This is a genomic window from Scytonema hofmannii PCC 7110 (assembly GCF_000346485.2).
In the GTDB taxonomy this organism is placed as follows: domain Bacteria; phylum Cyanobacteriota; class Cyanobacteriia; order Cyanobacteriales; family Nostocaceae; genus Scytonema; species Scytonema hofmannii.
Genome location: NZ_KQ976354.1, coordinates 1,696,167 through 1,708,844 on the forward strand (window position 1 = coordinate 1,696,167; position 12,678 = coordinate 1,708,844).

Here is a 12,678-nt window from a genome sequence, read left to right on the forward strand (position 1 = left end):
TGGAAGGACTTTTTTAAATTTTGCCACAGGCTTTGAGGAGTGAAAGAGGAAATGAACCGCAAAGACGCAAAGAGCGCGAAGGAAGAGGTAGAAGGATTGGCTTATCAGACAATTGGAGCAGCGATTGAGGTACATCGGATGTTGGGACCTGGGTTTCTGGAGTCGGTTTATCACCAAGCATTGAGGCTGGAATTGACGATGCGGGGTATCCCTCACAAATCTAAATATCCCATAGCGATCGCTTACAAAGGTCATCAAGTTGGTGAGGGCGAATTAGATTTTTTTGTTGGCGATACTCTTGTTGTTGAATTGAAAGCAGTTGAGAGGTTAACCCCCATTCACGAGGCTCAAGTCATTTCATATCTAAAAATAACCAACCAATCCCTCGCCCTTCTCATCAACTTTAACGTTCCCATTCTCAAAGAAGGTATAAAGCGAATAATACTCTCTTCTTCTTAACTCTTTCTTCGCGCTCTTTGCGTCTTTGCGGTTCATTAAACAAAAAACGAAATTCGTCGCACCATCCTTGTAGTCATCTAAACTGCTCAATAACACCCTTTTATTTATGAAACTAAAACCCAGTTTACTTCAATTCATCGTCATCGGCATGACAATATCCCTACTAGCGTCCTGCACCAGAGTTCCAGAAACCACTCAGTCGTGCAACAATTTACAAGCACAGTCATCTTACGAATGCAATAACTCCGGTAGCGGTAGCAGTGGAATTTACCACGGAGGATCTGGGTATCGATACCGTAGTCATAAAGGTAGTTCAAGCTATTCCCCGTCTCGCGTGGGTCGTTCTGGATTTGGTAGTTTTGGTCGTGGTGCTAGCGCAGGTGGTTAAGAATATGGATATTTTTAACAGCCCTCAAAGAAAGCGGTTCTTTCAATCAATGAAAATGGGCTGGTATAATGTTTGCCCAATTGAGGAAGGAACGGGTATCCCTCTGACTGACCAAGAATCGCCATACGCTTTGTATTACTGTCACAAAGTTCCGCCACAAACCATACAAGAAATCAAGCACGCATCTGAATTGGTTGGTAGTGTTTTGATGGAAGCTTGGTCTATTGTCCGCACGCTTGATGAAGAAACTTTGCTTTACTATGGCTTTCCTCAAGATGCTATTAAGGTAGTAAAACACGATTCTCTCGCACCATTTTGTATGCGGCTGGATTGGTGCTGGAATGAAGGGACAGGTGTAAAAAAGGTTATAGAAACAAATCCTCAAACTCCTAGCTTTTGGTTTGAGTGTACTGAGGGTAATGGCAAAGTTGCTGAACATTTTGAATTACAAGACCCTGTATTTAATACTCAAAATATATTAAGTTTATCGCTCAATCAACATATACAAAGAGCAGCATTATTGCTGAATAAAAGCGTTCAGGAATGTCGTATTGCTTTTACAGCATTAAATAATGCTGAGGATTTGGGTACTATGCGATGGTTAAGTAAAAAAAATAAGCATAAAAGTGCTGTTTTACCGCTAGAGTATCTCCGCATTAAAGACGGTGAATACCTGTTTGATTCTAGAACAGGGAAATCTATAGATATATTGTTTATGTGGTATCCCATCGAATGGCTGATCTATGATACTGATGATAAGGGTGAAAGATTATGGTCTGCTCTTGAGCAACTGATTTTAGAGAAGAAAATTGTTATTGTTAACTTTGGTTCTGCTTTTGCATTGCAGCCTAAAAGTATATTTGCTTTGATTACAGATTTGGGATTGGATTTTTTTAGTAATAGAGATGCTGAAACAATTTTTGATTATTTTCCTAGAACATCAATGATGCCAGAAAAAATAGGTAATTCATACTTTGCTAAACCTATTTTGGGACGAGAAGGTGCAGGAGGATTTGCGGTCAAATCAGGCGAGGTTGCTGTTCGCAGTCACAGTAATGACCCGTGGTATACTGAACAGGATTATGTTTATCAGGAGTTATTGGAACTTCCCTCTTTAGAAATTGCTCAACAATCTATGACTGTCGTTTGGGGAGCATGGTTGTACAATAACGGTCAAGATGAATTGGTGTCGGGTGGTGTAGGAATGCGTGTTTCTGAGGGGACAATTACAGATAATATTTCCTATTGGTGTCCTATTGGATGTTAGATATAATCAGTTCATAATATGGAAAAGCAAACTAAATCTACTTCTCCTTGGGCGTTCATTCCTACTTTGTATTTTGCTTCTGGAATTCCCTATGTCATTGTCAATACAATTTCTGTCATTTTTTACAAGAAATTAGGTGTAGATAATACTCAAATTGCCTTTTGGACGAGTTTGCTTTATCTTCCCTGGGTTATTAAAATGTTCTGGAGTCCAATTGTTGATACTTACTGGACTAAAAGAACATGGATAGTTGTGACTCAATTTGCTATGTTCTGTTGTTTGGCTTTGGTGGCTTTTTCGTTACAATTGTCAAATTTCTTTTTTATTTCTTTAGCTGCATTGACTGTTGGAGCATTTATTTCTGCAACTTATGATATTGCAACAGATGGTTTCTATTTACTGGCTTTGAATCCAGGTGAACAAGCTTTTTTTGTGGGTATTCGCTCGCTTTTTTATCGCATTGCTCTTATTTTTGGTTCTGGTTTTTTGGTGGTTTTAGCAGGGATACTGGAAGAAAAGTATCTGAATAGTATTCCTTTAAGTTGGAGTCTATCTATTGGTTTATCGTCTCTAGTCTTAGCAATATTGTTTATCTTTCATCGGATTTTTTTGCCTTTTCCTGAAGGTAGCGATCGCAGACCGTTAGAAGTCACATCAAATATTTCTTTTTTTGAGATTATTTTTTCTTATTTTAGACAGAGAAAGATTGTAGCTATCTTAGCATTTATCTTGCTTTACAGATTTGGTGAGGCAATGTTGCTCAAAATAGCGCAATTGTTTTTATTGGATCAACCAGAAGCTGGAGGATTGGGATTATCAACATCAACTGTAGGTTTAGTCTACGGTACGTTTGGGGTTCTTTCTTTGATTGTGGGAGGAATTACAGGTGGGATGGTTATTTCAAAGTATGGATTGAAAAAATGTCTTTTGCCAATGGCTTTGGCATTGAATCTACCGGATCTATTCTATGTGTATATGGCTTATGTTAAACCATCTCTGCCTCTTGTTTATGCTTTAGTTTCTTTTGAGCAGTTGGGATATGGTTTTGGATTCACTGCTTTTAGTGTTTATTTGATGTGTATTTCTCAAGGGGAGTATAAAACTTCTCATTTTGCCATCTCTACAGGTATTATGGCTTTGGGTATCATGCTACCTGGGTTAATTAGCGGTTATATTCAAGCACAAGTAGGATATCTATTATTTTTTATATTGGTATGTTTGTTGACGGTTCCTGGTATGATATCTCTATTTTTTATTCCTTTGGATGAAGGAACCGCAACAGTGACCAGTGACCAGTGACCAGTGACCAGTGACCAATGACAAAGTTATGAATTATGTTTTAGGAATTGATGGTGGTGGAAGTAAAACTGTTTGCGTTTTGATGGATGAGACAGGACAAGTTTTAGGTCGCGGTGAATCTGGTGCGTCGAATTATCAAAGTATAGGTATTCAGGCTGCATTACAAGCTATTGAGTCTGCTATTTATGGTGCAGCTGTTGAGGCGCTGAAGTTGACTTCTGATATTAGGGTGAAAGCCATTTGCTTGGGATTGGCTGGTGTAGGTCGAGATGAGGATATTGAAGTTGTAGAAGGTTTGGTGCTCGATCTGCAAAATAGTGGCTTGCTTCCTATTGCTTGGGATTTGATTTGTAGAAAATACAAGAATTCTAATATTGTTATTTGCAATGATGCTTTGATTGCTTTAGTTGGAGGAGTTGGTTGTCCTGTGGGAATTGTGGTTGCTGCTGGAACTGGTTCTATAGTTTTTGGTCGCAACCATCAGGGAGATATTAAGCGAGTTGGTGGTTGGGGATATGTTTTGGGTGATGAGGGAAGTGCTTATAAAATAGCTGTGGCTGGTATGCAAGCAGCATTAAAGTCATATGATGGACGTGAGGTTTCTACCAGTCTTGTTGAGGTTTTGAAACAACATCTCGGTCTGGCGAGTATTGAGGATTTAATAGAGGTTGTCTATCGCAGGGGTTGGGGTGTGAAGGAGATAGCTGCTTTGGCTCCTCTTGTTGATGGTGCTGCTGTTTGTGGTGATGAAACTGCTAATAGAATTATTGATGATGCTGTGAAGGAGTTGATACGGGCGACTGGTACAGTTATTGATGCGATTTTTAGTCAGCGAGAACTTTTTGAAGTTGTGACTGCGGGGAGTGTTTGGTTGGGGAAATCTAAGATGCGCGATAAATTTGCTCAATCAATTCGTACTATGTTTCCGACAGCAAGAGTGATTTTTCCTCGTCATGAACCTGCTTATGGTGCTGGGTTGTTGGCGTTGCAGAGGTTGGCGGAGGAAGAAATTTCATGAACCTTACTAGGCGCAGAGGAGTTGGCTAGCAACTTGAATAAGAGAAGATTTGAAATTAGACTCCCCTCTTGCTGGTATTTTAAGGTTATTAGAAGAAGCTCAGTGTATGCCATTATTTATAATGACTTCCAACAATGTGCTCATATAGATTAAACATATTTTGGATCTCACGAGTCATTTCCTGACGTAAATTCCACGGTAATAAGACTTCAACTTTTGCTCCTAAAGCTCGTAACCATCTGATAACGTAATAATCTGTAACTCGATAATTGACTTGGTAATATGCATCGCTACTCGGACGAGATTGGAGAAGATTTAAAATTACCTGCCGATGTTCTTGGTTGAGTATATGCTGTTGAAGAAGGGGAAATATTTGCTCGTAAGTAATTTTTACAAAAGTATCATGAATACTAATTCCATCGATATAGCGCTGATGGAAGTCTTGGTCAAATCGTAATATCATTAATGATTTTTCTTTATAAAAATCACATCCCCAAGCTTCTTTTAATTTGGTGTTGATGGTTTTGGGAGTTGGTAATTGATGATTATCATTGATTTCTTTTAAAATTTGTGGAACACGAATATCTTGCCAAGATAATTCTTCTATACGTTGTGAGATAATTCGATCCAGACGATATTTGTACCAGTTAATATCATTGTGGGGAGTCGTTCCATAGGCACACAGATATTTAGCACGCTCCATAAAATAAATACAGACTGGATAAACAACGCACTCTTTAACTTGATTTTTATGGGCGCTATGGTATGTAAAAAGTAAAGGTGGAACGTTGTCATAGTTCCAAATTTCCTGCAATTGGCTTTGAATTTCATCTACAGCATCTTGTGTTGGACTAGAATCGGGAACGACATAATCAACATAGAGAAATATACGATGATTATCCTCATCTATTTCCTCCTCGGAAAATTCTTCAGCTAATACGGGTAAATTGGGGTCGAGGAAGCTAAACAAACCTAAAGTCCCTGCTAAATAAGCTTGTTTCTTCATACTTAAACTTGTTTGAGGGGTGATATTTTCCGCAATCTTCCAACTTGGGAATGTTTGCGATAAGCTGGGTACAGCGGCGCTGCCATGCGATCGCTGATAATATTTGCTTCTACCAGTATTATGTTGACTTCTTTGTAGGTAATTACGACTGACTAATAATTCAAAATCACTTTGTAAAGATTTACGAACCTGGGCAAATAATCTTTCTTGGAGAATTTTTTCCAGTTCCGATTTAGCTATGGGTATTTGTGCTTGTAAAGAATCCTGCCATTTGTCAATGGGGACTTCCAACTCTAATAGCCATTGTCTGGTTGTTTTAGTGCAAGCACAATTCAAATCTTGATGGTTAAGAATATCTGCTTGCTTCTCATCCTTGTGGGTTTCGGTAAAAAAAGCTTCACGCCAATCTGCGTAAGTAAAAGGGTCTAGGAGCTTGGAGTAGCAATTTTTGCTATATAACCACCGTAATAATGCCCATATTCTAATTGCACGTGTCAAATTTTGGCTTTGGTCGAGGGAACCCTTGACGAGTTTTTGTAAAAGGTTAAAATCTGGATAGCCTTTGAATATGGTATTCATAACAGTTTGAGCTATTTGGTCAATTGTTTATAGATTAGCAGATCTTCGGAAGGGGGTATTTCCGATGGTATGCCATAATGGGCTTGGCAATTTTGAGAGTAGATAAATTTACCGTATGAGTACATCTGAGTTTGATAAGTATAAAGTAGACCACTTGTTTTTGCTGATTGGTGAGAATCCTTTACCTAACTACGTTGCAGCAAAAATGCTGTTGAATGAAGGTGGAACTGTGTATCTAGTACATAGTACCGATACAGCAAGTAAAGCTGATTGCTTAAGCAGAAGTTTAAAACATCTAAATATACAATTTATTTCGTTAGCAAAAAAAGAAGCGGATTCCTACTTTATTTGGAACAAAATCAAAAATAAAGTTGAAGAGATTGTTAAAACAAATCCAATTCATACTTTTGGCTTAAATTATACAGGTGGTACTAAGGCAATGTCCGTCCATGCTTATCGAGGATTGTTAGATGCTGTAGGTATTCACAATCCTCAATTTAGTTATTTGGACGCTCGAAGCTTACATATGGCCTGTACCTCGTTCTTGGTTGAAAAAGAAGGACGATGATATTTCTAAGCTTAAAGAAATAAGTATCTATGATTTTAGTTATGCACAATCTAGAGATAATCTTTCTTATAAGTCAATAAATGAAGGCTTTTGCACTGTGAATGATAGCGATGTAGTGCTTTATCAAGAGCAGCGAAGAATTAACATTCACAGTATGCGAAATCGTAAAAAAGGAAGAGGTACTGAAGGAAACGGTGCTATATTTCGTTATGATGCTTTAGATGTCGAACAAGTTTTTCAAGCAGTAATTATCTGCAATACTTCGGAAGATGTAGATAAAATTAAGCCTTTATTGGAAGTAAAAGATGTTTGGTTAGGTGGCTCTCAAAGTGCCGGATATGGACATACGGAAATCAGTCATATAGAAGAATATGATAACTGGTATGAAGTAGGAAGTGAGCCTGAAGAAAGACAAGAGCGAAAACTTCTTCGCATCACCCTTCTTAGTGATTTAATTTTACGAGATAGATATGGTAATTATGTGGCGACACCGCCAAAATTATTAGTAGATGAGAATAATCAAGAATACGATCCATTAACTAAGAAACTCAAAGATTTATTAAATATAAATATACAAATCAAGTCTAGTTATGCTAGTAGCTTAGTTGTTGGCGGATTTAACCGCAAATGGGGATTACCTTTGCCACAGGTTCCTGCTTTGGCAGCAGGCAGTGTTTTTGTATTTCAATATGAAGGTAAAATTGATATAGAACTTATAAAAAATTTAGAGAATAGAGGTATTGGTGAAAGGTTAATTGATGGTTTTGGACGAGTTGCTATCAATTGGTTGGAAGAACACCCCATTTTTCTTGCCAGTTTATTTGATTCAGATACTAATTGGGATAAACCGAAGTTAGCATCAAATACAATAGACTGTGAAATAGCTCAGAAAATGGCAAAAAGATTATTGATTCAAAAGCTTGATATGAGGTTGTTAGAAAAGATTGATAGTGTTAATTTTCAAAAAAATCAATTAACAAATAGCCAAATATCGCGGTTAATGATTGTAGCTATCCAAGCTATTACTCAAGCAAACAAAAACCCTGTTTTAGAATTATTTGAGAGCTTACCGCAAAATAGTAAGAATTTATTTGATAATGCAACAATCAATAATTACTCATTCGAAAAACAAATTATTGAATGGTTGAAAAATCCAGGCAGATGGATAGATTCACAGTATTTATCAATTAATATTGCAGGCGAATTAATTTCACCAGAGAGCGTTGAAAAATTAAAATTGGAATACACTCTACGGCTCATTATTGCAATTATAAAGCAAGCTATGAAGGATAAAAAAAAGTATGACTAGAGAATGCGAAGTAAGGCATATTATTAAGCGTATAGTTGTGCGCGGTATTTTAATTCTGGATACACCGACTTGTTTAGGAAGTGGTGATATAGAAGGTGTTACAGATATGATGCTTCTGCGCGACAGTATTAGCCCCAATGCTTTACTAACAGGTACGTCAATAGCAGGAGCTTTACGTAATTATTTACATGAATATGAGTGTAATTATGCCACACACGAAAAACGTCAAAATATGTCAGCAAAACTTTTTGGTGATTTATTTGCTTATAACAATGAAATTCATTTTTCCGAAAAACAGAAATTGAAGGTAAAAGAGGATGATACACAAAGTTCTTTAATTATTAATGACGCTATCAGTAGCACTATCCCTAATATTGAAATACGGGATGGAGTCAAAATTAATAGCGTTACTCGTACTGTAGCAAATAAAGCAAAATATGATTTGGAATTATTAGAAACGGGAACTGAGTTTAATTGAAATTTTGAGCTACTTGTTGAGAAAGATGCGGATGAATATGTATTAATAAAAGCATTGGCAATAGCATTACATGGATTGGAATGCCAAAACAACTATACAAGTGGTCAAATTTCCATTGGTATTAAGAAAAATCGTGGTTTTGGTCGCTGTCATGTGGAAAAATGGCAAGTATGGCAATTTGACTTACAAAATCACGAACAGCGCACCCAATGGTTAACTTTTCCCTATTGGGAAACAAGTTTATCAGATGATTACCCAACCCACGACAATATTGCAGATGCTTTGGGTGTCACTATAGCAGAGGAAGATAAAAGACAACATCTAACTATCCAAGCTACATTTACCCTCGCAAGTCCCTTACTAATTCGTTCTGGACAAGCATCTACCAATAAAGCACCCGATGTTGTTCATTTGAAATCTCGACGGAATGGGGAAGCAAAAGCAATATTATCAGGTACGAGTTTAACTGGTGCGTTGCGACATCGTGCGGAAAGGATAGTTAATACTATTCAACAAAATATTGAAAGAGAGGCTAAAGAAATAGAACAATTTACAAATAATTTTATTGATGAAATTTTTGGAGTTGATGTAACGAAAGACAAAACAAAAGAGCCAAAAGCGAGTCGTTTAATTGTCGATGAAGTTGAAATTAATGATACCACTGACTTAGTGCAAAATCGAATTGCGATCGATAGATTTACTGGTGGTGCTTTAGATGGTGCTTTATTCAACGAGCAACCAATTTTTGGCAATGATAAAACAAAACTCTCAATTACACTGCAACTACGTAACCCACTAAAATCAGAAATTGGATTATTACTTTTATTACTTAAAGATTTGTGGACTGGCGATCTAACTGTTGGAGGAACCAGTAGTATTGGACGGGGAAGGTTGAAAGGTGAAAATGCAACTATTCAATATGGCGATAAAAATTGGACAATTGTACAAAATTCTAGTAATAAAGATTTGACTATCAATAACCCGGACGATTTGGAGCAATTTGTTACAGCTTTATATCAGGAGGTGACACCTTGAATAAGCCTAAATGCGAACATATAGAAGTACCAGTAGATTTTAATTTGCAAAACTGGTTGGAAGAACAAGGGAATACATATAAATTGAAATATTTATTAGCCCATGCGGAAGATGGAGTTATATGGGGAAAATTCCAAGATGGAAATTTAATAACAGCAGATAGTGTTTTTTCTGAATTTGTTAAATTGCGTCTATCGACGTTACAACAGTGTCGGATTTTTGGCGAAGATTCGGAATTGATGTTTTGGCAAACAGATGAGGGTTTTAAAGCTCGTTTAGTCGAAGATAAGCATATGCATCAAGAAGAATATATTCGTGAATATCAAATACTTTGGGGTACGCATGGTCAAAAACAAGAATCTGAAGGTTTTACCTTACTTTGGCATGGTAAACAGGGCTTAAGACACGCCGTACCTTTTACCGATATTGAATTAGAAAAAGATGGAAAATTAAAAAATCTAGTTCGCTTACAAGTTAAGCATTATATTGATTATGATGACGCTGGTGTTGCACGGATTTTTCTTAGTCGTTTAGTAAATCTAACTATAAAGGAAGGTAATTAAATTATGAATCCAAGACATATTAAAGAAATTACAGATCCAAATCGTATTGCTGTTGCACCTTATAATTTTGTAGAGTTACCGAGTAAGATAGTTGAAATTAAAGAAGAAGATTTACCCCAGCAAAATATTTATTCAAAAAATCGCTATACGGGTAGTATTCAATGTAAGCTCACGACTGAATCACCTTTATATATTCGTTGTGGTCTAACTAAAGAAGAATTTGCATGTGGTGCAGAATCAAAAGATTTACCTAATTTTTTCTATACCGAACCAGAGTTTAAGCATTTAAAACCTGTGCTTCCCGGAAGCAGTTTGCGAGGAATGATTCATAATCTGGTTGAAATTATCAGTTTTAGCAAAATTACAAAAGTTATAAATAAAAAACCTTTCTATCGTTCTTTAGGAGACAAAGCTCTCAAAGAAATATATTCTTCTAACTTTATTGAAGAATCTAAACTTGCACATCCTAATAATCCAAGTAAACAGATACCTTGCTATCGCTCTAAAGTTCACACTGGATTTATACGGGTAAGAAATAATGGCTATATTATCGAAGAATGTGGCTATGGGCGCATTGATAGGGTAAACATTCCCTATGATATTACAAAACCTTGTCCACCACTATATCTGGGTAAAAAGCCTGGAGTATTTCCAAATTGGAAATATCAGCATCAAAATTTATACGTTGATATTGATGCAAATGAGAAAAATTATTTTTTCCAACGTCAAGTTACTACAGATAGAAGAACTGGTAAACAAAAAGAGCGACATCAAGATATTTATCTGAGATATCGTAGCGTTAATTCTGCAAGCTTAAGGCAATCCTCCGGAATGACAGCAGCTACATTAGTAATTACAGGAGATATGCGGTACAAGCACTTGGAGTTTGTTTTTTTGCAAGAAAATCTTAAAGAATATCAGATTCCTCGTGAAGTTATACAGCGCTTTCATGATGATGATCAAATAACAAAATGGCAAGAAGATGCATTTCCAAAAGGTAAACCTAATAAAAGTCGTAAAAATGATGGACATCTTAGGGATGGAGAGCCTGTTTTTTTCCTTTTGAATGAAGATGGCGAAACCATTCGTTTTTTAGGTAGAGCGCAAATGTTTCGTCTACCTTATGATTTATCTCCCTATGATTTAATCCCTGAAAACTTATGCGATCGCTCAAAAACTGATATTGCTGAAGCTATTTTTGGCTATGTTGGTGGACAAGAAAGAAAGGAATGTCGTGCAGGAAGAGTTTTTTTTAGTGATGCAGTTTGTACTCAACCTGGCAATGTTTGGTTACAAGGAGATTTTGAAAAAACTCTAACACCAAAAATCTTAGGTAGTCCGAAACCAACAACGTTCCAACACTATTTAGTTCAAACAAGGGAAAAGCCGGAAGATCTTCAGCATTACTCACCCCAGAAAAAGGAATATCAAACAACAATTCGCGGTCATAAATTATATTGGCATAAACAAAATTTACAGATAGCAGATATTGAAGCAGGTATTAAAAAATCGGATGTTAATAAAATTGAAAAACCTAGTTCTCAGCATACTAAAATTAAACCTATAAAAGTAGGTGTTCAGTTTACTTTTGATATCCACTTTGAAAACCTCACTGATATCGAGCTAGGTGCGATACTGTGGATATTACAAAAAGCAGCAGAACCTAAATATTGTTTATCTCTGGGTATGGGTAAGCCATTAGGAATGGGTGCTGTGAAAATAGAGCATCAACTTTTACTGAGTAACCGTCAGGAGCGTTACTCGAAACTATTTAGTAGTAGTCATCAATGGTTATCGGGAGAAGATAACCAAAGCAAGACTGATTCAATATTGACAGATTGTATTAATGCTTTTGAACAATTCATCGTTAATAATATCCATCTTGATGACCATCCAGAAGGACATAATGCAGTTAAACTAAATGAGATACCTCGGATTAAAATGCTTTTGTTGATGTTGCAGTGCGATCGCCCTCCGTCATCAAATGACACTCGTTATATGACAATTGAGGCTAAGGAGTATATAAACCGTCCAGTGCTTCCAACGCCATTCCAAGTCATGGGTGAATTAGGACAAGATAAGCGGAGATTTAGAAATACCTCTAACGTAAATTTACCAAAACCTACAACAAATATTCCACTAGCTAAAGCATCTCAGCAATTTAAGGTAGGTCAAATTTTGGATGCAACGGTTTCTAATATAAAGGGAGTTAAAGTAACTTATCAATTACCAGATGGAATAAAAAAAACTACAGAAGAGCATAAAGCAGCAAAATTCTTGGAAGCAGGACAAAATGTCAAAGTCAAAATTACTGCTGTAAAAGATGATGGTAGTATCAAAAATGTAAAATATCATGAGTAACGCAATTAAAATAGATATTCCCCAACTCTTTCACATCCTCACCAACCACTATCCCTACAACTTCCAAACCCAAACTATCAACCGCATTCTTAATCTTGAAGATACCCTGCTTCGCGCTCCTACAGGTTTGGGGAAAACCGAAACCGCGATCGCACCCTTTCTATTTGCGATTTCTGATGTGGGGAACTTGAAACTCAGCGATTCCCGGCAACGGGATTGAAACTAATATGAACGCCGATTTATCACGGAAGCTAGCTGGGGCTTGAAACTCAGCGATTCCCGGCAACGGGATTGAAACCAACCTCTAGCGCGATACCTAGTTTCTAACAAGAGTCTTGAAACTCAGCG

12 protein-coding genes, 1 pseudogene and 1 CRISPR repeat array (1 of these 14 cut by a window edge) are annotated in these 12,678 nt (G+C 36.8%); of the genes and pseudogenes, 12 read left to right on the plus strand and 1 reads right to left on the minus strand.

Annotation, left to right across the window (positions count from 1 at the left end):
- Positions 1-51: 51 nt before the first annotated feature.
- From WA1_RS07210 to WA1_RS07225, 5 genes are all read left to right on the plus strand, one after another.
- Complete coding sequence (locus WA1_RS07210) at positions 52-459, plus strand: GxxExxY protein (RefSeq protein WP_017747889.1); 408 nt, start codon at positions 52-54, stop codon at positions 457-459.
- Between the two features lie 106 nt (positions 460-565).
- The gene (locus tag WA1_RS54735) at positions 566-847 is read left to right on the plus strand and encodes a hypothetical protein (RefSeq protein ID WP_148662644.1); all 282 of its coding nucleotides are present in this window, start codon (positions 566-568) and stop codon (positions 845-847) included.
- Between the two features lie 4 nt (positions 848-851).
- Positions 852-2,114, plus strand: coding sequence for a glutathionylspermidine synthase family protein (locus tag WA1_RS07215; RefSeq protein ID WP_026135158.1), 1,263 nt, complete (start codon positions 852-854; stop codon positions 2,112-2,114).
- 18 nt (positions 2,115-2,132) lie between these two features.
- Positions 2,133-3,413 carry an MFS transporter gene (locus tag WA1_RS07220; protein WP_017747891.1) on the plus strand — a complete coding sequence of 427 codons (1,281 nt, stop codon included), beginning with the start codon at positions 2,133-2,135 and terminating at the stop codon, positions 3,411-3,413.
- Between the two features lie 28 nt (positions 3,414-3,441).
- On the plus strand, positions 3,442-4,431 hold the full coding sequence (locus WA1_RS07225) for an N-acetylglucosamine kinase (RefSeq protein ID WP_017747892.1): 990 nt from the start codon (positions 3,442-3,444) through the stop codon (positions 4,429-4,431).
- Between the two features lie 112 nt (positions 4,432-4,543).
- Here the strand turns inward: WA1_RS07225 and WA1_RS07230 are convergent, their stop codons facing one another.
- Positions 4,544-6,016 (minus strand): TIGR03985 family CRISPR-associated protein, encoded by a 1,473-nt coding sequence (locus tag WA1_RS07230; RefSeq protein WP_017747893.1) that lies wholly within the window; start codon positions 6,014-6,016, stop codon positions 4,544-4,546.
- 115 nt (positions 6,017-6,131) lie between these two features.
- Here WA1_RS07230 and WA1_RS07235 point away from each other — a divergent pair, with 115 nt between their 5' ends.
- The 7 genes and pseudogenes from WA1_RS07235 to WA1_RS54745 all read left to right on the plus strand — a co-directional run.
- Complete coding sequence (locus tag WA1_RS07235; RefSeq protein WP_017747894.1) at positions 6,132-6,584, plus strand: PDDEXK family nuclease; 453 nt, start codon at positions 6,132-6,134, stop codon at positions 6,582-6,584.
- Positions 6,565-7,893 carry a hypothetical protein gene (locus WA1_RS07240; protein ID WP_017747895.1) on the plus strand — a complete coding sequence of 443 codons (1,329 nt, stop codon included), beginning with the start codon at positions 6,565-6,567 and terminating at the stop codon, positions 7,891-7,893. Before WA1_RS07235 ends, WA1_RS07240 begins: the two co-directional genes overlap by 20 nt.
- Positions 7,886-8,371, plus strand: a complete 486-nt coding sequence (locus tag WA1_RS59485) for an RAMP superfamily CRISPR-associated protein (protein ID WP_017747896.1) — start codon at positions 7,886-7,888, stop codon at positions 8,369-8,371. Before WA1_RS07240 ends, WA1_RS59485 begins: the two co-directional genes overlap by 8 nt.
- Positions 8,372-8,425: 54 nt before the next feature.
- Positions 8,426-9,406, plus strand: coding sequence for an RAMP superfamily CRISPR-associated protein (locus tag WA1_RS59490; RefSeq protein WP_017747897.1), 981 nt, complete (start codon positions 8,426-8,428; stop codon positions 9,404-9,406).
- Positions 9,403-9,969 carry a type III-D CRISPR-associated protein Csx19 gene (gene csx19, locus WA1_RS07250; protein WP_017747898.1) on the plus strand — a complete coding sequence of 189 codons (567 nt, stop codon included), beginning with the start codon at positions 9,403-9,405 and terminating at the stop codon, positions 9,967-9,969. Before WA1_RS59490 ends, csx19 begins: the two co-directional genes overlap by 4 nt.
- A gap of 3 nt (positions 9,970-9,972) precedes the next feature.
- Entirely contained in the window at positions 9,973-12,330 is a 2,358-nt protein-coding gene (locus WA1_RS58550) for a TIGR03986 family type III CRISPR-associated RAMP protein (protein ID WP_017747899.1), read from the plus strand.
- A pseudogene (locus tag WA1_RS54745) lies at positions 12,323-12,490 on the plus strand (DEAD/DEAH box helicase family protein); the annotation flags it as partial. The gene WA1_RS58550 and the pseudogene WA1_RS54745, both read left to right, overlap by 8 nt.
- Before the next feature lie 26 nt (positions 12,491-12,516).
- Positions 12,517-12,678: direct repeats of the CRISPR family, unit length 37 nt; unit sequence CTTGAAACTCAGCGATTCCCGGCAACGGGATTGAAAC (it continues 169 nt past the right edge of the window).